A 24,004-nucleotide genomic window follows, 5' to 3' on the forward strand; every position below is an offset into this window, starting at 1 on the left:
TACTGTCAGAATTCACAGTTCGAACCTTAAAAACCGCGCCACCCGACGAGTGGCGCGTTGCGATCCGAGTTAAAAACCCTCCAGCTCCGCCATCAAATCACTCAACCGATCCACCTTCTCGGCGCTGATCTCATTCGCCGCCAGCCCGTCGATATACCCCGCCAACGCCTCCACCGTGCTGCACTCGAACATCGCCCGCAACGGCACATCCCGCTGCAGCGTCTTCTGCACCCGTGAAGCTATCTGCGTGGCCAGCAACGAATGCCCGCCCAGTTCGAAGAAGTTGTCCTGCACGCCGACGCGCTCGACCTTGAGCACCTCGGCCCAGATCCCGGCCAGCGTCTGCTCCAGCTCATTGCGCGGCGCCAGATATTCCTGGCTGTGCAACTGGCCGATCTCCAGTGCCGGCAAGGCCTTGCGGTCCAGCTTGCCGTTGGCGTTCAGCGGCAACCGGTCGAGCCACAACCAATGCAACGGCACCATGTATTCCGGCAGCTCGGCCCGCAGGCGTTGCTTGATGCGATCGAGGCGCTCACCCGGGTTGAGCTGCGCATCCGCCGCCACCAGGTAGCCCACCAGATGCTTGCCGTTGACGCCCTCCTGCACGCCCACCGCCGCATCCCGCACTTCAGGCTGCTCATGCAGGCGCGCTTCGATTTCACCCAGCTCGATCCGGTAACCGCGAATCTTCACCTGATGGTCGATGCGCCCGACGTACTCCAACACACCGTCGCTGCGACGGCGGGCCAAATCCCCTGTTCGATACAACCGGTCCGCACCAAATGGATTCGGCACAAACGCTTGCGCCGTGCGCAGCGGATCGCTGACATAACCACGCCCCACGCCCGTCCCGGCCACGCACAACTCGCCAACCGCGCCTTGGGGCACCAATTCCAGCGCGCCGTCCAGCAGGTACAACCGGTTGTTGTCAGTCGGCGTACCAATCGGCAGATAAGTGCCACGGGTCGACGCCAGGTCGACGCGGAAGAACGCCACGTCGTCAGAACATTCCGCCGGACCATACGCGTTGACCAGGCCAATCTGCGGATAACGCAGCAACCACTGGTGCGCCAGTTCCGGCGGCATCGCTTCACCCGTCGGCAGCATCCAGCGCAAGCCATCCAGGCTCATGCGCTCCTGGGCGAGCATGCCCTGGATCAGTGACGGCACGCTTTCCAGCACGGTAATGCCCTGGGCCTGGACGTGAGCGAGCAAGCCTTGCGGATCATGGGCAATGGTATTCGGCACAATGTCCACCCGCGCCCCGAACAGCGGTGCCGCGAGGAACTGCCACACCGAGATATCGAAACTTTGCGAGGCGGTCTGGGCGATCACATCGTGCTCAGTCAGTTGCAGATACGGCACCTTGCTCAACTGGTTATTGAGCATGCCGCGCTGCTCCACCATCACGCCCTTGGGCAAGCCGGTGGAGCCCGAGGTGTAGATCACGTAGGCAAGGTTGTCCGGCGCACTGTAGATACCGGGGTTTTCCTGCGAGCCAGCCATCTCCTCCCACACCAGCAACTTCGGCCGGCCGCAGCAGGCAAACTCTTCCAGCAGCACCTGCGCCTGCTCACGGCACGCTTCGGTGCACACCAGCAACGGCGTGCGGCTCAAGTCGATAATACGGCTCAAGCGCTGGCTCGGCAGGCCCGGGTCCAGCGGCAGGTAACCGGCACCGGCCTTGAAGCTGCCGATGATCATGCCCAGCAAATCCAGATTACGTTCAGCCAGCAACGCCACCGGTTGGTCCAGCCCGACACCCGCGGCAATCAGCGCATGACCCAGGCGGTTACTGCGCCGGTTCAGCTCAGAGTAGGTCCATTGCTGATCCAGGCAACTGGCGGCAATCCGCTGTGGATGCTGTGCCACCTGGGCTTCGAACAGCTCGATGTAACTGCGCTCCAGCGGATATTCATGCTCGCTCTGGTTGCAGCCGTCCACCAGGAACTCACGCTCCTGCTCGCCAATCAGCGGCAAGTCGGCCATGTCGCCATGGAAGCCCTGCACCAGCGCCAGCAGCAGCCGCTTGAATTCAGCGAGCATGCCTTGCACGGTGGTTTCATCGAAATAACGCTGGTCGTAGGACAGGTGCAAGCCCAGGTCATCGCCCGGGTAGCACACGGCCGTCAGCGGGAAGTTGGTGTGGGTGCGACCGGAATCCGAGGTGGCATTCAGGCTTTGCGCACGGTCCAGTACCGAGACTTCCACCGGGGCGTTCTCGAACACGAACAGGCTGTCGAACAGCGGCTGGCCTTTCGGCAGTTCGCTGTGCTCCTGGATGGTCACCAGCGGCAGGTACTCGTACTCGCGCAGTTGCATATTGCTGTCGAGCAGGCCGCTCAACCATTGGCGCACGCTGCACTGCTGATCGTCCTCCGGCAGCTTGACCCGCAAGGCGATACTGTTGATAAACAGCCCGACAGTGCGCTGCATCTCGGGCATTTCTACCGGGCGCCCTGCCACGGTGACGCCGAACAGCACGTCGCGATCGCCACTCAAGCGCCGCAGCACCAGGGCCCATGCCGCCTGGGCGAAGGTGTTCACCGTCAATTGATGAGCCTGGGCCAGCTCGCGCAATTGCGCGCCGTCGCGCACATCCAGGCGGGTGTAGCAGTCGCCTACCACCATGCCGCCGCTGTGGCCGGCATGCTCGCGCAGGAACGGCCGGTCGCTCGGAATCGGTGTGGTGCGTTCGAACCCTTGCAGGTTCTGCTGCCACCACTGGCGCGCCTCGGCGAGGTTCTGGCGTTGCAGCCAGGCGATGTAATCGCGGTAACGCGGTGGCGTCGCCAGTTGCGCTTCGCGACCTTCGCCGAGGGCCGTGTAGATGTCGAAGAAATCGTTCATCAGCAGCGAGCGGCACCACGCATCGATCAGGATGTGGTGGTTGCTCATCATGAACCAGTAGCGGGCTTCGCCTACGCGGATCAGCCGCAGGTGGAAGGGCGCCTGGTTAAGCAGATCGAAACCGGCTTCACGCTCGTTTTTCAGCAACGCTTGCAGGCGCGGTTCCTGCTCGCTTTCCGGCTCCTGGCTCCAGTCGAGGTACTCGATCGGCGTGCTGCCGGGCTTGTGGATAACCTGCAACATGTCTTCGCCGACGTTCCAGCAGAACGAGGCGCGCAAGGCTTCATGACGGGCGATCACCGCCTGCCAGGCCTGGGCGAAACGCTCGGGGTCCAGGGCGCTGTTGATGCGGTAGCGGTCCTGCATGTAGTAGAGGCCGGTGCCCGGTTCCAGCAGGGTGTGCAGCAGCAAGCCTTCCTGCATCGGGGTCAGCGGGTACACGTCTTCGATGGCATTGGCCGGCACCGGCAGCGCATCGAGTTGCCCCTGGGTCAGGTGCGCCAGCGGGAAGTCCGACGGCGTAAGGCCGCCCGCGTCTGCCTTGAGGCAATGTTCGATCAGGCTTTGCAGTTCCGCCAGGTAAGCGTCCGCCAGTTCAGCGATGGTCTGGCTGTGGTGACGCTCGCGGCTGAAGGTCCAGCGCAGCACCAGCTCACCGCCGTACACCTGGCTGTCGACACTCAGCGCGTTGGGCAACGGCGCGTCCGGGTCGTGGGCGATCCCGGCGGACTCGTCCAGCGGGTGGAACAGTGCGTCGGCGCCAAAGCTCTGGTCGAACTGGCCGAGGTAGTTGAAGGTGATACTGGCGCTCGGCAACGCGGCCATGGTCTGGCGGCACAGGTCGTCGGCCAGGTAGCGCAGCACGCCATAACCCAACCCTTTGTGGGGCACGCCGCGCAGTTGCTCCTTGATCGCCTTGATCGAGGCGCCCTGCCCGGCGGCCTCTTCGATATGCAGCGGGGTCAGGCGCAGCGGGTAGGCGCTGGTGAACCAGCCGACGCTGCGGGTCAGGTCGATCTCGTCGAATAGCGGTTCGCGGCCGTGGCCTTCCAGCTGGATCAATGCGGATTCATGGCCACTCCAACGGCACAGCACACGGGCCAGGGCCGTCAGCAGCAAATCGTTGACCTGGGTGCGGTAGGCACTTGGCGCCTGCTGCAACAACTGGCGGGTGCGCTCGGCATCCAGGCGCACGCTGACGGTATCGGCGTCGCGATTGCGCAGCGAACCCTGTGGGCGATCCACCGGCAACTCAACGGCAGGGCCGGCCAACTGTTGCTGCCACACGTGCAGCTCCTCACGCAGGGATTCGCTGCCGGCATACGCCTGCAACCGCGCCGCCCAGTCGCGCAAGGCGCTGGTCTTGGCCGGCAGGTTGACCGGCTGGCCGTCGCTCAACTGGCGATACACGGTCTGCAAATCTTCCAGCAATACCCGCCAGGAAACGCCGTCCACCACCAGGTGATGGATCGCGATCAGCAGCCGGCGCTGGCCTTGTGGGCCGTCCACCAGTAACGCGCGCAACAACGGGCCATGGGCGAGGTTGAGGCTGCGCTGGGTGTCGGTGAACAGCGCGCCGCACTGCTCCATGTCCGCCACCTGGGCCTGCAACAGCAGGCCGCCTTCCGGCACCGCCAAGTGTTCGGCGTGCCATTGGGCGTCGCGCTGGGTGAAGCTCAGGCGCAGGGCGTCGTGATGTTCCAGCACCGCCAGCAACGCTTGCTCCAGGCGATGAGGTTCCAGGGCCTGAACCGGCTCCAGCAGCAATGCCTGGTTCCAGTGTTGGCGCTCCGGGATGTCGGTGTCGAAGAACCAGTGCTGGATCGGCGTCAGCCCGGACGCGCCGGTCAACACGCCTTGTTCGGCGCTGACCTGCTCGCTGCGGGTCGCCACGGCGGCCAGGGTTTGCACGGTCTGGTGCTGGAACAAATCACGCGGGCTGAAATGAATCCCCGCCTGCCGGGCCCGGCTGACCACCTGGATCGACAGGATCGAGTCGCCGCCCAACTCGAAGAAGTTGTCGTCAAGGCCTACCTGTTGCACGTTCAGTACCGCGCACCAGATGGCCGCGAGGTTTTGCTCCAGCTCGTTGCGCGGCGCCACGTACTGTTGACGATTCGCCTCGGGGTCCGGCTGCGGCAAGGCGCGGCGGTCGAGTTTGCCGTTGGCGGTCAGCGGCATGCTGTCGAGGACGATCAGGTGCGCGGGCACCATGTAGTCCGGCAGCTGCGCTTTCAAATGCGCCTTGAGGGATTCACGCAGCGCGCCCTGCTCCTGGTCGCTGACCAGATAGGCCACCAACTGCTTGCCGCTCGGAGAGTCCAGCGCCAACACCACCGCTTCACGCACCGCCTCGTGTTCCAGCAGGCGGGTTTCAATTTCTCCCAGCTCGATGCGGAAACCACGAATCTTCACTTGATGGTCGATACGACCGAGGTATTCCACCAGGCCATCGGCACGCTGGCGCACCAGGTCACCGGTGCGATACAGGCGACCGCCGTTCGTGGCAAACGGGTCCGCGACAAAGCGCTCCGCGGTCATGCCCGGACGCTGGTGATACCCCTGGGCAAGGCCTGCACCGCCGACGTACAACTCGCCGGTCGCGCCTTGCGGCACCAGCGCCAGATCCGCATCCAGAATGTAGGCCACACGCGCGCCGATGATGCTGCCGATCGGCACGCTGCCGGCGCCCTCTTCCAGGGCTTCCGGGGCCAGGCTGGCCAACGGCATCACCACGGTTTCAGTCGGGCCATAGGCGTTGAAAAACAGCGCCGGCTTGAATGCCGCACGAATGCGCTGCAAGTGTTCGCCGGTCAGGGCCTCACCGCCGGTGATGCACATGCGCACCGCCAGGGTCTGGTCTTGCGTGGCCAGCCATTGCGCCAACTGGCTGCCATAGCTTGGGGTGAAGCCCAGGATATTGATGCGGTGCCGACGAATCAGCCCGCAGATTTCTTCCGCGTCCCATTGACCCTGGGCCCGCAACACCACCTGGGCACCACTGAGCAACGGCACCAGCAGACGCTCGGTGGCAGCGTCAAAGTTGATGGAATAGAAGTGCAGCTCGCAGTCATCCGGGCGCATGCCGAAGCGCTCGATCACCGCCTGGCAATGCATGGCGATTTCGCCGTGGGACACCACCACGCCCTTGGGCTTGCCGGTGGAACCGGAGGTGTAGATCAAGTAGGCCTGATGTTGCGGCAGGCTGATGAAAGGCAACTCGCTTGCCGGGTAGTCCGCCAGGGTCAGCAGGTCATCTTCCAGGCACCAGCGGCCGACACTCTCAGGCAGTTCGCCCAATGCGTCGAACATCGCGGCATCGCTAAGCAACAGGCCGATGCCACTGTCTTCGATCATGTAATGCAGGCGGTCCAGCGGGTATTCCGGGTCCAGCGGCACATAGGCGCCGCCGGCCTTGAGGATTGCCAGCAGGCCGACGACCATTTCCAGCGAACGCGACAACGCCAGGCCGACCCGCACCTGCGGGCCCACGCCGCGCTCGCGGAGCATCCAGGCCAGGCGATTGGCACGGCTGTCGAGTTCGCTGTAGCTCAGGGTCTGCCCGGCAAAGGTCAACGCCGGTGCATCGGCACGGGCCAGGGCCTGCTCGCTGAACAGGTGATGGATGCACTGGTCGAGGCGATGCTCGCCAGCCTCAATGCCGAGGCTGTCTTGCAGGGCGCGCTGTTCGCCAGCCTCCAGCAACGGCAACTCACTCAGGCGCTGTTGCGGATCGGCGAGCAAGGCTTCCAGCAGGTTTTGCCAATGCGCCGCCATGCGCGCAATGCGCGGCTCGTCGAACAGGTCGGTGCTGTAGGTCAGGCAGCAACCCAGGCGATGATCGAGGTCAGTGACTTCCAGGTTGAGGTCGAACTTGGTGGCGCGGGCGTCGTTAGCCAGGTATTCGACTGTCATCCCGGCCAGGGTGCGGCTCTGCTGGAATTCCCAGCGCTGCACGTTGCACATCACCTGGAACAGCGGGTTGTACGCCGCGCTGCGGGTTGGTTGCAGGGCCTCCACCAGATGGTCGAACGGCAGGTCCTGATGGGACTGGCCTTCGATCACGGTGTGGCGAACCTGGTCAAACAGTTCGCCGACACTCATCTGCCCGTTAAGCTGGCAACGCAGCACCTGGGTGTTGAGAAATGCGCCAATCAGCCCTTCGCTTTCCGGGCGAATCCGGTTGGCCACCGGCGCACCGATGCGCAGGTCGGTCTGGCCGCTGTAGCGGTAGAGCAATACCGCGAGGGTGGCGGTCATGGTCATGAACAGGGTCAGGCCACGTTCGGCGTTGAAGGCACGCACGCGGGCGGCGAGGTCATCGTTCAAATCGAAACGGTACAGCTCGCCCTGGTGACTTTGCACCGGCGGCCGCGGACGGTCGGCCGGCAGTTCCAGCAGCGGATGTTCGGTGCCCAGTTGCGCGGTCCAGTAATCCAGTTGGCGCTGGCGTTCGCCGGACTCCAGCCACTGGCGCTGCCACACGCTGTAGTCGAGGTACTGCACCGGCAGTGGCGCCAGTGGCGATTCGCGGTCGTCGATGAACGCTTCATACAGCGCGCTGAGTTCACGGGCAAAGATGTCCATGGCCCAGCCTTCGGTGACGATATGGTGCAGGGTCAGCACCAGGTAATGTTCCTGCTCGCCGGCCTTGACCAGGCAGGCGCGCAGCAGTGGACCGGTTTCCAGATTGAACGGCGTGTGGGCTTCATGATCGGCCAGTTGCTGCACACGCCGTTGCCGCTCGGCCTCACTGAACGCCGAGAAATCCTGCCAATCCATGCGCACGCCGGTTTGCGCCGCAACCTTCTGCTGCGCCACGCCATTGATGCTCGGGAAAGTCGTGCGCAGGGTTTCATGACGCATGATCAAGGCCTGCAACGCCGCCTCGAAACGGCCCACGTCCAGCACCCCGCGAAAGCGCGCCATGCCGCCGACGTTATACGCCGGGCTGTCGGGCTCCATCTGCCAGAGGAACCACATGCGCTGCTGGGAATAGGACAGTGGCACCGGTTGGCTGCGGTCAACCTTGCCAATGGCCAGCTGTTGGTTACGTTGCCCGGCGGCCTGGATCAGCCGGACCTGCTCGGCGAAAGCCCCCAGCTCGCTGGCGTCGAACAGCGTGCGCAACGGCAGTTCGACGTCACAGGCCTGGCGGGTGCGGGAGATGATTTGCGTGGCCAGCAACGAATGGCCGCCAAGGGCGAAGAAGTCGTCCCGCAGGCCGATGCGTGGCAGCGCCAGGACTTCACGCCAGATCGCGGCGATTTGCTGTTCCAGCGCTGTTTCAGGTTCGACGTGCTCACGTACCTGCCACACCGGTTCCGGCAAGGCGCGGCGATCCAGTTTGCCGCTTGGGCTCAGGGGCATCGCGTCCAGGCGCATCAACTGCGCCGGGACCATGTACTCCGGCAGCTCGGCGGCCAGGGCGGTTTTTACGTCCTGTTCATCCAACGGTTCGCTGGCGGTGTAGTAACCGATCAACTGCGCACCGGCTGCGGTTTCCCGCACCAGCACCACCGCTTGGGCGATGCCGTCGAGAGCCAGCAGGCGGGCTTCGATTTCTTCAGGCTCGACACGGAAGCCACGCAGTTTGACCTGCTGATCCAGGCGCCCGAGGTATTCCAGCACACCGTCGGTGCTCCAGCGCACGCGGTCACCGGTGCGATACAGGCGTGCGCCCGCCTCACCCAACGGGTCGGCGACAAAGCGTTCGGCGGTCAGCCCCGCACGCCCGAGGTAACCCCGGGCCAGGCCGATGCCACCGATGCACAACTCACCCGGCACACCCGCCGGCAGCGGCTCGAACTGATCATCCAGCACCCGGCAAATCACATTGCCCAGCGGCCGGCCAATCGGCGAACGCTCGCCGTCCTCGGCCTGGCAATGCCAGTGCGTCACGTTGATCGCGGTTTCGGTGGGGCCATACCGATTGTGCAGCTGCACCGCCGGCAACTGCGCCAGCACCCGGTTGCGCAACTCGGCAGGCAGCGCTTCACCGCCGGAGAACAGGCGACGCAGGCTGGTGCATTCGGCAGCCAACGGTTCGTCGACAAACAGCTGCAACAGCGGCGGCACAAAGTGCAGGGTGGTCACGCCGTGCTCCTGCACCAACTGCGCGATGCGATGGGGATCGCGATGCTCGCCGGGGCCGGCCAGCACCAGGCGGCAACCGGTGATCAGCGGCCAGAAACACTCCCACACCGACACGTCGAAACTGATGGGCGCCTTTTGCATCAGCACATCGGTTTCATCCAATTGGTAGGTGGCTTGCATCCACTGCAAGCGCTCGGCCAGCGCGGCATGGGTGTTGCCCACGCCCTTGGGCTGGCCGGTGGAGCCGGAGGTGTAGATCACATAGGCGAGGTTGTCGCCATTGAGGTGCAAACCCGGCGCGTGGGTCGGCCAACTGTCGAGCTTGAGGCTGTCCATGGCGATGACGCACACGCCTTGCGCCGTGGGCAGTTGTTCCAGCAGTGAAGTCTGGGTCAGCAGCAGTTGCACGCCGCTGTCCTTGAGCATGTAGGCCAGGCGTTCGGCGGGATAATCCGGGTCCAGCGGCACATAGGCGCCGCCGGCCTTGATGATTGCCAGCAGGCCGATCAGCAGTTGCGGCGAACGCTCGGCGGCGATGGCCACGCACACGTCCGGGCCGACGCCCTTGTCCCGCAGGTAATGGGCCAGGCGGTTGGCCTGGGTGTGCAATTGCGCGAAGGTCAGGCTGCCGTCCTGCCACACCAGTGCGGTGCGTTCCGAGACGTGTTGGTTGAGTTGTTCCGGCAGCCAGCGCTGCGCCGGTGTGCACGGCGCAGCGCTCCACTGCTGTTGTTGGCGCTGCTCGTCGGCGTGCAACAGCTTCAGGTCGCCGATGGCCTGTTGTGGTTGCTCGCAAATGGCTTGCAGCAGGTTGATGAAGTGCCCGGCCAGGCGCTCGATGGTGGCGGCGTCGAACAGCTCATCGGCGTAGTCGAAGGACAGGCTCAAGCGCCCGTTGCGGTCTTCTTCAGTGTGCAGTTGCAGGTCGAACTTGGCTTCGCGGCTGTGCCATGCCAGCTCGTCGGCAAGCAGGCCCGGCAAGCGGCGCAGGGCGCCGAGGTCACGTTGCTGGTGGTTGAACATCACTTGGAACAGGCCTTGTTCCCGAGCTTGGGGGAAGGCTTCCAGCAGTTGTTCGAAAGGCAGGTCCTGATGGGCCTGGGCACCCAGCGCTGCGGTGCGGGTTGCCGTCAGCAACTCGGCGAAGGGCAGGCGCGCATCCAGTTCGGCGCGCAGTACGAGGGTGTTGATAAAGAACCCGATCAGGCCTTGGGTTTCCTGGCGCGGACGGTTGGCGTTGGGCACGCCGATGCGGATATCGCGTTGGCCGCTGTAGCGATAGAGCAGGCTCTGGAACGCCGCGAGCAACAGCATGAACGGCGTGGATTCGTGGCTTTGGGCAGTCTTGCGAATGGCTTCGCCGAGGCTCGCGCTCACACGCACACTGTGACGCGAGGCACTGCGCAGGTGCTGCGCCGAACGCGGGTGATCGGTGGCCAGGCTCAGGGTTGGGTGCTCGTCGCCCAGTTGTTGTTTCCAGTAAGCCAGTTGTCGCTGGCCCTCGCCTTCGGCCAGCCACTGGCGCTGCCAACTTCCGTAGTCGGCGTATTGCAGGGCCAGCGCTGGCAGCTCCAGGGGTTGGCCCTGGGACGCAGCGGCGTACAGTCGCGAGAATTCGTCGATCAACACGTTCAGCGACCAGCCGTCCGCGATGATGTGGTGCATCGTCACCAGCAGTTGGTGGTCGTCGTCATCCAGGCGCACCAGCGTTACCCACAGCAGCGGGCCTTTCTCCAGGTCGAACTGGGTGCGGGCTTCGTCTTCACGAATCTGCTTGGCACGGGCTTCCCGCTCGGCGGCAGGCAAATCGCTGAGGTCGATGACTTGCAGATCGAAATCAGCCTTGGCGTCGACCCGCTGGAAGGCCTGGCCATCGCGCTCGAAGAAGCGCGTGCGCAGGGCTTCGTGGCGCTGGATCAGTTGCTGGAAGGTTGCGCGCACCGCGTCTTCATCCAGCTCGCCGCGCAACCGCAAGGCGCCGGGAATGGTGTAGGCGCTGCTGTGCGGGTCGAGTTGCCAGGTGATCCACAAGCGGTTTTGCGCGAGGGATTGCGGCAGGTCTTCCTGTCGCGACAACCCATGGATTGCGCCTTGGGCCACGCCGCCGTCCTGCTGCAATTGCCCGACGCTGGTGGCGAAGGCAGCCAGGGTGGGCGCTTCGAACAACAGGCGCAGGTTCAGTTCCAGGCCGAGGGTTTCCCGCAGCCGGGCGACGACCTGGGTGGCGCTGATGGAGTTGCCCCCCAGCAGGAAGAAGTGATCGTCGGCGGCGACCTGCGTCACCTGCAATTGCTCGCACCAGATCGCGGCAATCTGGTTTTGCAGTTCGGATTGCAGGACAGCATCGCCGACCGGCGCCTGCACGCCGGGGAACTGCGCATAACTGTCGAGGCTGCCGTCCGCCAGGCGTGTGCGGCAGGCCGAGCGCTGCACCTTGCCGCTGGACGTTTTCGGCAAGCCACCGGGGTTGAGCAGCACCACCACGCTCGGCGCTTCCTGGCAGGCTTCGGCCACCGCCTGGCGAATCGCCTTGATCAGTGCTTCCGGCGGCAGGATTTTCTGCACGCTGCGGCTGATTTCGGCGGCGATGCCAATGCCTTCCAGGCCCTGGTCATTCACCGCGAACGCGGCGACCCGGCCCTTGCGCACCACTTCCACTTCACGCTCGATGGCTTGCTCGATGTCCTGGGGATACAGGTTGTGGCCCCGCACGATCAGCAGGTCTTTCAGCCGGCCGGTGATGAACACTTCACCTTCGCGGATAAACCCGAGGTCGCCGGTCCGCAGCCAGGTACGGCCTTCGTGCTGAACGAAAGTCTTGGCGGTGGCTTCAGGGTTGCGCCAGTAGCCGTGGGCGATGCTCGGGCCGGTGGCCCAGATTTCACCGACGGCATTGTCGGGGAGCGTCGCCAGGGTGGCGGGGTCGGCAATCAGCACCGCGTGCGCGGGCTGGCTGGTGCCGCAACTCATGATCGCCGCGCCCTGACCGGGCTCGGCGCGATTGGCGGCCAGAGCCTGTTCGTCCAGGCGCACGGCCGGGATGCCCTGGCCACGGGTGCCGCCGGCAACGAACAAGGTGGCCTCCGCCAAGCCGTAGGAGGCGAAGAAATTGTTCGGGGTAAAACCGCAGGCGGCGAACTTCTCGGCGAAGCGTTCGAGGGTGTCGAGGCGGATCGGCTCGGAGCCGGAATACGCCACGCGCCATTTGCTCAGGTCCAGGCGATCCAATGCCGATTCGCTGACTCGCTCGCTGCACAAGCGATAGGCGAAGTCCGGCCCGCCGCTGATGGTGCCGCCGTATTCGCTGATCGCTTCGAGCCAGCGCAATGGCCGGCCAAGGAAGTACGCCGGCGACATCAATACGCACGGCACACCGCTGAAGATCGGCTGCAGCAGCCCGCCGATCAGGCCCATGTCGTGGTAAAGCGGCAACCAACTGACGATCACATCGTCGGGGTTCAGGTCGATGCCGAAGCCGTGACGGATCAGCAATTCGTTGGCCACCAGGTTGCCGTGGGTCACTTGCACGCCCTTGGGCAACGCAGTGGAGCCGGAGGTGTATTGCAGGAAGGCGATGTCATCGTCCTGCAAGTTGGGCGCGATCCAATTGCCCGCGATTTCAACATGGAGACTGTCAACGCACAGCAACTGCGGCGCGCCTTCGAGTTGCGCCAGCGAATCACCGAGGCTGGACGTGGTCAGCAGCAACCGCGGCTCGGCGTCTGCAATGATCGACAGCAGCCGCTCCTGATGATGGCGGCGGGCGGACTCCGGCGGATAGGCCGGCACCGCGATGACCCCGGCGTACAGGCAACCAAAGAACGCCGCGACGTAATCCGGCCCGCTGGGGAACAGCAGCACCGCACGATCGCCCAGCCCGGCGTCGGCCTGCAAGGCGGCGGCAATGGTGCGGGCGCGCAGGTCGAGGTCGCGGTAACTGAGGACAACGCTCTGTTCGGCCGTCTCGGCAAGGAAGCGCAACGCCAGTCGATCCGGGGTTTGCGCGGCGCGGCGTTGAAGGGACTGAACCAGGGTGCGGGGAAGTTCGAAGGCGTCCATCATGGGGTTCCTGCCTGAAATCGGCTTACTGGGAAATCGGGGAATGTGTGGCCGGGGGGGCTTGTTCAGCCGGTTGCCCGGGCCATCTGCCGCGCGGCGTCGTTGCGCCAGCGGGCCAGGTGTTCGTCGGCGTAACGCCGCACACAGCGCAGTACGGAACTCTCGTGCTGCACCAGGAAGAAGTGGTGACCGTCGAACATGTCGAGGGAGAAACCGCTGGCGGTGTCTTGCTGCCAGTCCAGCAGTTGATCGGCGCGCACCGTGTCCTGCTTGCCGCCGAATACATGGATGGGCAGGCTCAGCGGCTCACGCTCGCCGTATTCGAAACTGCCGCACAGCAGGAAGTCGGCCCGCAGGATCGGCAGCATCAACTGCATCAGTTCGGCGTTGGCCAGCACGTCTTCGCCCGTGCCCTTGAGTTCCCGCAGGCGGGCGATCAGTTGTTCGTCGTTTTTCTCGATGGCGTATTCGCTGACATCGCGACAGGCCGGGCCGGCGGTACCCGAGGCAAACAGCGCCAATGGCGGCGGCGCGCCCCGTTCGCGCAGGGCATGGGCCAGTTCGAAGGCCAGCAGGCCGCCGAGGCTGTGGCCGAACAAGGCGTAGGGGCCGTCCAGCTCGGCGCGGATCTCATCAGCCAGTTGCCCGGCCAGGTTTTTGATATCGCGCTGCAACGGCTCGTCCATGCGCATGCCGCGCCCCGGCAACTCCAGCGGCCGCACCTGCAACCACTCCGGCAGCGCCCGCCGCCAGCGGCTGTAGACCATGGCGCTGGCGCCGGAGTAAGGCAGGCAAAACAGGCGTAATCGAGCCGGCGTGTTCATTTCAGACCACTCCCGCTCACACGATAAAAACCCATTTTGTCCTCCTCCAGGCGCTGATCCTTGGCCGGTTTGTTAACTGGCCTTTCACCCATGAGAACGGATGGCACCGGGAAATAATTAGTCAGCGAGACGCCGTTCACACCTCTCGATAAAGCATAAGATTAGTTCGTCTTCTCATTTGACAATCATTATCATTAAGCATAATTTGTTGCCCGATGTGTAGGAGGCCTCAGCAAGGACGCCCTCCCCCAACCTTCTCTTGCAACAAGGTGATTTCCATGACGGAACAAGTATCCACAGGCAGGTGCGACTCACCCCTACTCCAGGCCTTCGTCGACAATCGACTGATCCTGGTCAAGATCGCAGCGCGTATTACCGGCTGCCGATCCCGCGCCGAAGACGTGGTGCAAGACGCCTACTTCCGGTTGCAATCGGCCCCCACCATCACGTCATCGTTCAAGGCGCAGCTCAGTTACCTGTTCCAGATCGTGCGCAACCTGGCTATTGATCACTACCGCAAGCAGGCGCTGGAGCTGAAATATTCCGGCACGGAAGAGGAAGGCTTGAATGTGGTTATTCACGGCGCTTCACCTGAGACCTCGCACATCAACTTTTCGACGCTGGAGAACATTGCCGACGCCTTGACCGAGTTGCCTCAGCGCACGCGTTACGCGTTTGAGATGTACCGGCTGCACGGGGTGCCGCAGAAGGATATTGCCAAGGAGCTGGGGGTTTCACCGACGTTGGTGAACTTTATGATTCGCGATGCACTGGTGCATTGCCGGAAGGTTTCCGGGACCCATAGCGACACGTTTGCGCGGCGGGCCTGACGCGCCACACATCCCATGTGGGAGCGGGCTTGCTCGCGAAAGCGGTGGATCAGTCACACATGCATTGACTGACACTGCGCTTTCGCGAGCAAGCCCGCTCCCACATTTGATCTTCGTGCACTCAGATTTTTTGCTCAGTCAAACCAACCCACACCGCTCAAAAAACCGCTCCCGCCCCAGAATCATCAACGCCGCCCGCTTATGAGGAAAATCAAACTCCTTCTCACAGTGGAAACACTGATTCTGCATATGCCCAATCATCTTCCCGTTATCCGCCCGAGGCTCAGCCACTACACGCTGCGTACGCGGATCATCGAGAAACAAGTAATGCACCAGCGCCGACAACCAACTCGCTACCTTGTGCGGACCACGGTGGTGCTCTTCGCCCACCAGCATATGAATCCCGCGATCGTAATCCGCCGCATCATAAAACGGCGCAATCCGATCCTCCTTCGCCCAATACGCCTCGAAATAAGCAAACGGCTCATCATCGAAACAGCCAATCAACGTCAACGCATGGGGATCCGCTTCCAGCTTGTCCAGATACTCCCGATGCTGTTCCAGGCTGCCAGTTTCCTGCCAGAAATTCGCCACCCGCGCACTGTTCTGCCAACGATTGAAGCGCGCCAGATCAACATCAATCTCCACCGTACGCAGTGAAATCCACGCCCCCAGCCGCGCATCAAACCGCCGATACACCTCGCCCCGCGGCTTCGGCGCACGGGCAGGATGACGCTTGCCGCCGCTGATGATCATCTGCTGCGGATAAGCCCCCGTGAGAGATTGCCCCAGCCACGGTTGCGGCAACTGCCAGAACAGCGTGCGCTCGCAATGAAACTGCCCGGCAACCCCGGTCGCCACCAGCAACCCACTGCGCAAGGCATCTTCCGGCGCATGCTCAAGACACCAGACCAGTCGCTGACGCCCGGGCTCCCTGGCAAACAGCCAATAACACGCCGCCCACAAGGCACGGGCAGCCGGCACACTGGCGGGCTCCTGCAAATGCACCTGCACCTCATCACCCCGCTCAAGGCGCAGGCGAATCAGCGGCTGGCCCTCAAGGGTGAGGCTCAGGCGGCTATCAGTTTCATCAGCATTCAGGGCGGGTCCCGCCGGCAAGGGCAGCACTGACAGGTCATTCAGATTGGACATGGGATGGGCTCACGAATCGTCGACAGTTCAACAAGTGACGTGAGCCGAGGGCAAAAATTTAGACGATCACGGTACCGGCATTACATCGATGCGGTAAGGCTCGAAGATCTTCAGCAACTGGCCGTTGTCCCTCAGCTGCTTGAGCAGCCCGGCGAACGCCGGCCCCGTGATCGGCGCCTTGGGCCGCAGCAACGCATAGTGGTGGTACACCTGGTCGATCCGCTCGGACACCAGGAACTGCCCCGCCGTATCGGCATTGCGCACCAGGAAATCACTGAGGTAGGAACGTGTCACCAGGGCGATGTCGGCCCGGCCCCGGGCGACCATCAGCAGGTTGCTGTCGTGGGAATAGGTCAAGGTGGCGTTGAAGTGCTCCGCCATGTACTTGGGGTCGGGGTTGAAATTGGCGAACGCGTAGTGATAGCCGCTGAACACCGCCAGGCGCTTGCCGGTCAGGTCGGCGAAATACGATTGGTCGCGACCGGGCTCCTGCTGGGCCACGAAGATTTCCGCATCCTCCAGGCCCATGTCGACATCGGTGTGGGCAATATCCTGCCAGCCCCACTTGGGGTTTTCGAAGATCGCCATGTCCACCCGACCTTGCTGGAAGTCGCGAAAACGCCGGGGAATCGAGGTGGGTACCAGCACAAACTGGTAGTCGGTTTGCAGGGCGTTCAAGGCTTCCACCAGTTGCGGCAGCAACCCGGTGTCGGCACCCTGCTCCGGGCGCACGGTGTATGGCGGGAAATGCGCAGCACCGACCCTCACCAGTTGGGCGGCCGAGGCAGGCATCAGCCACAGTGCGCCAAGTGCCCATATTGAGAGTCCTGCAGCCAATCGCCAAGGCGAAAACATCAAGGCACACACCGTCGAAAACTTTGATCCCGCTAAGCTAGGCGTTTTTGTCTATCGAGACAACTTTCTGCCACACAATTAATAGCTTGCGCGAAAGGGCTAGTCAGCTTTCAACACCATCAGCAAGGCTTCGTCGGCCAGTTGCTCGAGGGTCATGCTGCCCTGGGCGCGAAACCAGGTGGTGGTCCAGGACAAGGCGCCCGTCAGGAAACGCCGCGTGATAAACACATCGCCCTTGATGTAACCGGCGTTTTTCGCCTCCCCCAGCACCTGCAACCAGATCTCTTCGTAGATGTCGCGCAAGGCCAGCACCTGGGCCTGGCCCTCGGCCGACAGGGAACGCCATTCATACACCAGCACCGCCATGGCCTCGCCACTGCCGCCCATGATCGACTGCAATTCGCAACGAATCAGCGCCAGCACCCGCTCGCGCACGTTGCTCGCCTCGGCCAGGGAAGCGCGCATCAGGGCGGTGTTGTAGTGGATGGTTTCCTCCATCACCGCCCGCAGGATTTCGTCCTTGCTCTTGAAGTGATGAAAGATGCTGCCGGACTGGATCCCGACCGCGCCGGCCAGGTCACGCACGGTGGTGCGCTCAAAACCCTTGTTGCGAAACAGGTGGGCCGCGGTTTGCAGCAGCTTGCCACGGGCACTGTCGGGGTCGGTCAATTGGCCGGCTTCGACCATGGTGCGCATCACCCGCAGGGCTTTTTGCTCATCCATGCTGCTCTCCTTAACTTCTGGTTACGTCTTGGGCGGCAATTTAGGCCGTGGCAGCCAACCAAGCAAGCGCTTGGGGCAAAGTTATGACCAGAGTTTACAAACCAAGCGCTTGCTTGGTAGTGTTGGTATCAGCAAACCAGAGGAAGGACGCCCCATGAACAAGACGGTACGCATCGGCTGCGCCAGCGCCTTCTGGGGCGACACCTGCACCGCCGCTGCGCAGTTGGTGCACGGCGGCACGCTGGATTACCTGGTGTTCGACTACCTGGCGGAAGTCACCCTGTCGATCCTCGCCGGAGCGCGAATGAAAGACCCCCAGGCCGGCTATGCCACGGATTTCGTCGAGGTGCTGACGCCGCTGCTGGCGGATATCCAGCGCCAGGGCATCCGCGTGATCAGCAACGCCGGCGGGATCAACCCCCAGGCCTGCGCCGCCGCGTTGCAGGCGGCCTGCGACCAGGCCCGAATCCCGTTGAAGATCGCCGTACTGCTGGGGGATGACCTGCTACCGCAGTTCAAGCAACTGCACGGCGTCACCGACATGTTCAGCGGCGCGCCCTTGCCGCCGATGTGCGTATCCACCAACGCCTACCTCGGCGCGCCCGGTATCGTGCAGGCGTTGAAGCTGGGCGCCGATATCGTCATCACCGGCCGTGTGGTCGACAGCGCAGTGGTCAGCGCAGCGCTGGTGCATGAATTCGACTGGTCCTGGCAGGACTACGACCGCCTGGCCCAGGCGGCATTGGCCGGGCATATCATCGAATGCGGCGCGCAGTGCACCGGCGGCAACTTCACCGATTGGCGGGAGGTGCCGGACTACGAACACATCGGTTTCCCGATTGTGGAGGTCAGTGCCGACGGCCAGTTCACCGTCAGCAAGGTCGAGGGCACCGGCGGACTGATCAGCGAACTGAGCGTCGCCGAGCAACTGCTGTATGAAATCGGCGACCCGCGCGCCTACCTGTTGCCCGACGTGATCTGCGACTTCAGCCAGGTCAAGCTCCGGCAACAAGGCAAAAACCGCGTGCACCTGCACGGCGCCAAAGGCCTGCCGCCCACCGACCAGTACAAGATCAGCGCCACCTACCCGGATGGTTTTCGCTGCACCGCCAGTTGCCTGATCGCCGGGATCGACGCGGTGGCCAAGGCCGAACGGGTCAGCCAGGCGATCATCAACAAGACCTCAGAGCTGTTCAGCCAGCGCGGCTGGGCGCCCTACACCGACATCAACATCGAACTGCTGGGCAGCGAAGCCACCTACGGCCCCCATGCCCAACGCCAGGACTGCCGCGAAGTGGTGGTGAAACTGGCGGTGCGTCACCCCAGCAAACAGGCGCTGGTGCTGTTCGCCCGGGAGATTGCCCAGGCGGCCACCGGCATGGCGCCGGGGCTCACCGGGATCGTCGGCGGGCGACCCACGGTGTACCCGCTGATTCGGTTGTTTTCATTCCTGATCGATAAAAGCGCCTGCCAATTGCAGGTCGATTTCCTTGGCGAACGGCATGCCTGCGAATTGCCCGTCGCCAAACCGCTGAACACCTCGATCGCATTGATCGACCCGCCCAAACCCCAAGGCCGCGCCGACGCCAACGTGCCGCTGGTCAAGCTGGCCGTGGCCCGCTCCGGCGACAAGGGCAACCACAGCAACATCGGGGTGATCGCCCGCCAGCCCGAGTACCTGCCGTGGATCGCCGAGGCGCTGACGCCCGAAGTGATCGTCGACTGGATGAGCCACGTGCTCGACCCGATCCACGGCCGCGTCGAGCGCTGGTATTTGCCCGGCAGCCACAGCCTGAACTTCCTGCTGGAAAACGCCCTGGGTGGCGGCGGGATTGCCAGCCTGCGCATCGATCCCCAAGGCAAGGCCTTCGCCCAGCAACTGCTGGAAATCCCGATTGCCGTGCCGCAGCACATTGCCGATCAATTCACTTAAAGGACCCGCGCCGTGGCCTTCGACTCGATCTTCAAAGCCGACCTGTTCCAGGGGCAGACCATCATCGTTACCGGCGGCGGCAGTGGCATTGGCCGTTGCACCGCCCACGAGCTGGCAGCCCTCGGCGCCCATGTGATCCTGGTGGGGCGCAAGCCGGAAAAACTGCAAACGGTGGCGGCGGAGGTCAGTGAGGACGGCGGTCGCGCCAGCTGGCAGGCCTGCGATATTCGTGATGAAGAAGCGGTCAAGGCGCTGGTCGGCCAGGTCCTGCAGGAGCACGGCCCGATTCATGGCCTGGTGAACAACGCCGGCGGCCAGTACCCCTCGCCGCTCGCGTCGATCAACCAGAAGGGCTTTGAAACCGTGTTGCGCACCAACCTGGTGGGCGGTTTCCTGATGGCCCGGGAAGTGTTCAACCAGAGCATGAGCAAGCACGGCGGATCCATCGTCAACATGCTCGCCGACATGTGGGGCGGCATGCCCGGCATGGGGCACTCCGGTGCGGCACGTTCGGGCATGGACAACTTCACCAAGACCGCCGCCTTTGAATGGGGTTACGCGGGGGTGCGGGTCAACGCCGTGGCGCCGGGCTGGATTGCCTCCAGCGGCATGGACACCTACGAAGGCGCATTCAAGGCGGTGATCCCGACCTTGCGCGAGCATGTACCGCTCAAGCGCATCGGCACCGAATCGGAAGTCAGCGCGGCGATTGTGTTCTTGCTCAGCCCCGCCGCCGCGTTCGTCAGCGGCAGCACCTTGCGCATCGACGGCGCCGCCAGCCTGGGCAGCCGCGCCTGGCCGCTGCACAAGGCGCAACCGCCGAGCGTGTCCTTTAATGGTTTCCACCGGGCTTACTTGCCGGACGTGCTCAAGGAGGAGAAATAAGCCATGCCGGTGATCGACTCGCAACTCGACGCCCACAGCCCGCAATTCGCGCAGAACCGCGAAGCGATGCTCACGGGCGTCAATCAATTGCGCCAGCTGGAGCAAAACCTGCTGGGCAAGGCCGCCGAAGCCAAGGCCAGGTTCGACAAGCGCGGGCAACTGCTGCCACGGGAACGCCTGAATCTATTGCTCGACCCCGGCGCGCCGTTCCTCGAACTGGCGAGCCTGGCCGGCTACAAACTGCACGATGACAAGGACGGCAGCGCCGCTGGCGGCGGGTTGATCGCCGGCATCGGCTACGTCAGCGGCGTGCGCATGCTGGTGGTGGCCAACAACAGCGCGATCAAGGGCGGGACCATTTCCCCCTCGGGCCTGAAAAAATCCCTGCGCCTGCAACAGATCGCCATGGAAAACAAACTGCCGGTGGTGACGCTGGCAGAAAGCGGCGGCGCCAACCTCAACTACGCCGCCGAGATTTTCGTCGAAGGCGCCCGCAGCTTCGCCAACCAGGCGCGGATGTCGGCCATGGGCCTGCCGCAGATCACCGTGGTGCATGGCTCGGCCACGGCGGGCGGCGCTTATCAGCCGGGTCTTTCGGATTACGTGGTGGTGGTGCGTGGCAAGGCCAAGCTGTTCCTGGCCGGCCCGCCGCTGCTCAAGGCCGCCACCGGCGAAGTCGCCACCGATGAAGAACTGGGCGGCGCCGAGATGCATGCGCAAACCGCCGGCACCGCTGAATACCTGGCGGAAAACGACGCTGACGGCGTGCGCATCGTGCGTGAGATTGTCAGCCTGTTGCCGTGGGATGACCGCTTGCCGCCTGTGCCAAAGCGCGCTTACAGCGAGCCGCTGTACCCGATTGACGAGCTGTTGGGGCTGATCCCCGACGATCCGAAAAAGCCCTACGACGTGCGCGAAATCCTCGCGCGGTTGGCGGACGCTTCCAACTTCCTCGAATTCAAGGGCGAGTTCGACCCGCACACCGTCTGCGGCCACCTGCATATCCAGGGCCGCGCCTGTGGCTTTATCGGCAACAACGGGCCAATCACCCCGAAGGGTGCGAGCAAGGCCGCGCAATTTATCCAGCTGTGCGACCAGAGCCAGACACCGCTGCTGTTCTTCCACAACACCACCGGCTTCATGGTGGGCACCGAGTCGGAACAGCAAGGCGTGATCAAGCACGGCGCGAAGATGATCCAGGCGGTGGCCAATGCGCGGGTGCCGAAACTGACCATCGTCGTCGGCGGCTCCTACGGTGCCGGCAACTATGCGATGTGCGGCCGTGGGCTCGACCCGCGTTTTATCTTCGCCTGGCCCAACAGTCGCACCGCCGTGATGGGCGGCGCCCAGGCGGGCAAGGTGCTGCGGATCGTCACCGAAGCCAAGCAACTGAAAGACGGCCTGGTGCCCGACCCCAAGGTGCTCGACATGCTCGAACAGGTCACCGCACAGAAACTCGACAGCCAGTCCACCGCCCTCTACGGCAGCGCAAACCTATGGGACGACGGGCTGATTGACCCACGGGATACACGAACCTTGCTCGGGTTTCTGCTGGACATCTGCCACGAGGCCGAGGTGCGGCAACTACAGCCCAACAGCTTTGGTGCAGCGCGGTTTTGATGATCGTTCCCACGCCCCGCGTGGGAATGCAGCCCGGGACGCCCCGCGTCCCCATAGGGAGAACAATAAAAATGATCTTCACCCAGGAACACGAAGCACTGCGTCGCACCGTCCGTGGCTTTGTCGAGCGCGAGATCAACCCGCATGTGGATGAGTGGGAAAAGGCCGGACGCTTTCCGATCCACGAGATCTTCCGCAAGGCCGGCGACCTCGGTTTGCTGGGTATTTCCAAGCCGGAAAAATTCGGTGGCATGGGTCTCGACTACAGCTACTCGATCGTCGCCGCCGAAGAGTTCGGCAGCATTCGCTGCGGCGGCATCCCGATGTCCATCGGCGTGCAGACCGACATGTGCACCCCGGCCCTCGCCCGCTTCGGCTCCGATGAATTGCGCGAAGAATTCCTGCGCCCGGCCATCAGCGGCGAACAGGTGGGCTGCATCGGCGTTTCGGAAACCGGCGCCGGCTCCGACGTGGCCGGGCTGAAAACCCATGCCCGCAAGGACGGCACTGACTACGTGATCAACGGCAGCAAGATGTGGATCACCAACTCACCGAGCGCCGACTTCATCTGCCTGCTGGCCAACACCTCGGACGACAAGCCGCACATCAACAAGTCGCTGATCATGGTGCCGATGAACACCCCCGGCATCAGCGTCAGCCCGCCCCTGGAAAAGCTCGGCATGCACAGCTCGGAAACCGCCCAGGTGTTTTTCGACGACGTGCGCATCCCCCAGCGCAACCGCATCGGCCATGAAGGTGCGGGATTCATGATGCAGATGCTGCAGTTCCAGGAAGAGCGGCTGTTCGGCGCGGCCAATATGGTCAAGGGCCTGGAGTACTGCATCGACAGCACCATCGATTACTGCAAGGAACGCAAGACCTTCGGCAAGGCGCTGATCGACAACCAGGTGATCCACTTCCGCCTGGCCGAACTGTCCACCGAAATCGAATGCCTGCGGGCGCTGGTGTACCAGGCCACCGAGCAGTACATCAAGGGCCAGGACGTGACGCGCCTGGCCTCCATGGCCAAGCTCAAGGCCGGCCGCCTGGGCCGGGAAGTCAGCGACAGTTGCCTGCAATATTGGGGCGGCATGGGGTTCATGTGGGACAACCCGGTGGCCCGGGCTTATCGCGATGTGCGGCTGGTGTCGATTGGTGGTGGGGCGGACGAGATCATGCTGGGGATCATTTGCAAATTGATGGGCACCCTGCCGGGGAAGAAGTCGTGAACACGTTGTTGCTGGAACCGCATAACGGGGTGCTGCATGTGACCCTCAATCGGCCGGACAGCCGCAATGCCATGAGCCTGGAAATGGTCAACGAACTGCGTGCGGTACTGGCCGATGTGGCTGGGGACAAGAGCGTGCGGGCGTTGGTTATCAGCGGCGCGGGTGGGCATTTTTCGGCCGGTGGCGATGTGAAGGACATGGCTCGCGCGGGAGCCGCGGGTGGCTTGCAGGCGTTGAACCGGGCGTTCGGTACGCTGTTGCAGGAAGTGGAGGCGCTGCCGCAGGTGGTGATTGTGGTGCTTGAGGGTGCCGTGCTGGGCGGCGGGTTTGGGTTGGTGTGTGTCAGTGATGTAGCGATTGCGGATCATCAGGCGCAGTTTGGGTTGCCGGAGACCGGCCTTGGGTTGTTGCCGGCGCAGATTGCCCCGTTCGTGGTGAAGCGTATCGGGCTGACCCAGGCGCGGCGGCTGGCTTTGACGGCGGCGCGGTTTGATGGGGTTGAGGCGCTGCGGTTGGGGTTGGTGCATTTTGTGGAGCACGATCCGCAGGCGTTGGCGGAGCGGCTGGATGAGGTGTTGGGGCAGGTTTTGCGATGTGCTCCGGGGGCTAATGCGCGGACCAAGGCGTTGCTGCTGGCCAGTGGTGAGCAGGCGTTGGGGCCGTTGTTGGACCAGGCTGCCGAGTGGTTTGCCGAGGCGGTTTGTGGTGAGGAAGGGGTTGAGGGGACTCAGGCGTTTGTGCAGAAGCGCAGGCCGGGGTGGGCGCGATGAATCGGGGGCATATCCGTTATTTTTGTAATGGCGACTATGGGTTCCGCTCTTACAGCGGGTCACTTTTGAAAAGCGCAAAAGTAACCAAAACGCTCTTGCCCCACCACTCGGCACCTCGCCTAGGCTCGGTGTGCCCTCACTCCGGCTTTGGAGCGTGGGCCGCCGTCATGGGCCATCC

General features: G+C 63.6%; 11 protein-coding genes. 6 read left to right on the forward strand and 5 right to left on the reverse strand.

The genetic code is table 11. The annotated features are described in order from the left end of the window. Nucleotides 1-69: 69 nt before the first annotated feature. On the reverse strand, nt 70-13,008 hold the full coding sequence (locus HX814_RS24950) for a non-ribosomal peptide synthetase (RefSeq protein ID WP_177008993.1): 12,939 nt from the start codon (nt 13,006-13,008) through the stop codon (nt 70-72). Nucleotides 13,009-13,070: 62 nt separating this feature from the next. Next, entirely contained in the window at nt 13,071-13,829 is a 759-nt protein-coding gene (locus tag HX814_RS24955; RefSeq protein WP_003209023.1) for a thioesterase II family protein, read from the reverse strand. Between the two features lie 278 nt (nt 13,830-14,107). Here HX814_RS24955 and HX814_RS24960 point away from each other — a divergent pair, with 278 nt between their 5' ends. Continuing rightward, nucleotides 14,108-14,659, forward strand: a complete 552-nt coding sequence (locus tag HX814_RS24960; protein ID WP_003209024.1) for an RNA polymerase factor sigma-70 — start codon at nt 14,108-14,110, stop codon at nt 14,657-14,659. 138 nt (nt 14,660-14,797) lie between these two features. Here the strand turns inward: HX814_RS24960 and HX814_RS24965 are convergent, their stop codons facing one another. From HX814_RS24965 to HX814_RS24975, 3 genes are all read right to left on the reverse strand, one after another. Continuing rightward, nucleotides 14,798-15,811 (reverse strand): GNAT family N-acetyltransferase, encoded by a 1,014-nt coding sequence (locus HX814_RS24965; RefSeq protein WP_008431680.1) that lies wholly within the window; start codon nt 15,809-15,811, stop codon nt 14,798-14,800. Between the two features lie 66 nt (nt 15,812-15,877). After that, a complete protein-coding gene (locus HX814_RS24970) occupies nt 15,878-16,666 on the reverse strand; it encodes an ABC transporter substrate-binding protein (RefSeq protein ID WP_083853176.1) in 789 nt (262 codons plus the stop codon). 99 nt (nt 16,667-16,765) lie between these two features. Further along, on the reverse strand, nt 16,766-17,389 hold the full coding sequence (locus tag HX814_RS24975) for a TetR/AcrR family transcriptional regulator (RefSeq protein WP_008431685.1): 624 nt from the start codon (nt 17,387-17,389) through the stop codon (nt 16,766-16,768). Between the two features lie 154 nt (nt 17,390-17,543). On the opposite strand from HX814_RS24975, the gene HX814_RS24980 reads away from it, so the two are divergent. The 5 genes from HX814_RS24980 to HX814_RS25000 all read left to right on the forward strand — a co-directional run bounded on the left by HX814_RS24980 (nt 17,544) and on the right by HX814_RS25000 (nt 23,826). After that, nucleotides 17,544-19,322 carry an acyclic terpene utilization AtuA family protein gene (locus HX814_RS24980; RefSeq protein WP_177008994.1) on the forward strand — a complete coding sequence of 593 codons (1,779 nt, stop codon included), beginning with the start codon at nt 17,544-17,546 and terminating at the stop codon, nt 19,320-19,322. Nucleotides 19,323-19,334: 12 nt separating this feature from the next. After that, nucleotides 19,335-20,207, forward strand: coding sequence for an SDR family oxidoreductase (locus HX814_RS24985; RefSeq protein WP_102369612.1), 873 nt, complete (start codon nt 19,335-19,337; stop codon nt 20,205-20,207). A gap of 3 nt (nt 20,208-20,210) precedes the next feature. Continuing rightward, nucleotides 20,211-21,827, forward strand: coding sequence for a geranyl-CoA carboxylase subunit beta (atuC, locus tag HX814_RS24990; RefSeq protein WP_008431693.1), 1,617 nt, complete (start codon nt 20,211-20,213; stop codon nt 21,825-21,827). A 71-nt stretch (nt 21,828-21,898) separates the two neighbouring features. Further along, the gene (gene atuD / locus HX814_RS24995; RefSeq protein ID WP_003209038.1) at nt 21,899-23,056 is read left to right on the forward strand and encodes a citronellyl-CoA dehydrogenase; all 1,158 of its coding nucleotides are present in this window, start codon (nt 21,899-21,901) and stop codon (nt 23,054-23,056) included. Next, nucleotides 23,053-23,826: an enoyl-CoA hydratase/isomerase family protein gene (locus HX814_RS25000; protein ID WP_087695083.1), complete on the forward strand. Its 774-nt coding sequence runs from the start codon at nt 23,053-23,055 to the stop codon at nt 23,824-23,826. Before atuD ends, HX814_RS25000 begins: the two co-directional genes overlap by 4 nt. Nucleotides 23,827-24,004 lie beyond the last annotated feature (178 nt).

The organism is Pseudomonas sp. C8002 (assembly GCF_013385765.1).
GTDB lineage: Bacteria > Pseudomonadota > Gammaproteobacteria > Pseudomonadales > Pseudomonadaceae > Aquipseudomonas.

Coding starts and splice junctions, on each gene's coding strand:
- HX814_RS24950 (WP_177008993.1), bottom strand. CDS start 13,008: ATGATGGACGCCTTCGAACTTCCCCGCACCCTGGTTCAGTCCCTTCAA.
- HX814_RS24955 (WP_003209023.1), bottom strand. CDS start 13,829: ATGAACACGCCGGCTCGATTACGCCTGTTTTGCCTGCCTTACTCCGGC.
- HX814_RS24960 (WP_003209024.1), top strand. CDS start 14,108: ATGACGGAACAAGTATCCACAGGCAGGTGCGACTCACCCCTACTCCAG.
- HX814_RS24965 (WP_008431680.1), bottom strand. CDS start 15,811: ATGTCCAATCTGAATGACCTGTCAGTGCTGCCCTTGCCGGCGGGACCC.
- HX814_RS24970 (WP_083853176.1), bottom strand. CDS start 16,666: ATGTTTTCGCCTTGGCGATTGGCTGCAGGACTCTCAATATGGGCACTT.
- HX814_RS24975 (WP_008431685.1), bottom strand. CDS start 17,389: ATGGATGAGCAAAAAGCCCTGCGGGTGATGCGCACCATGGTCGAAGCC.
- HX814_RS24980 (WP_177008994.1), top strand. CDS start 17,544: ATGAACAAGACGGTACGCATCGGCTGCGCCAGCGCCTTCTGGGGCGAC.
- atuC (WP_008431693.1), top strand. CDS start 20,211: ATGCCGGTGATCGACTCGCAACTCGACGCCCACAGCCCGCAATTCGCG.
- atuD (WP_003209038.1), top strand. CDS start 21,899: ATGATCTTCACCCAGGAACACGAAGCACTGCGTCGCACCGTCCGTGGC.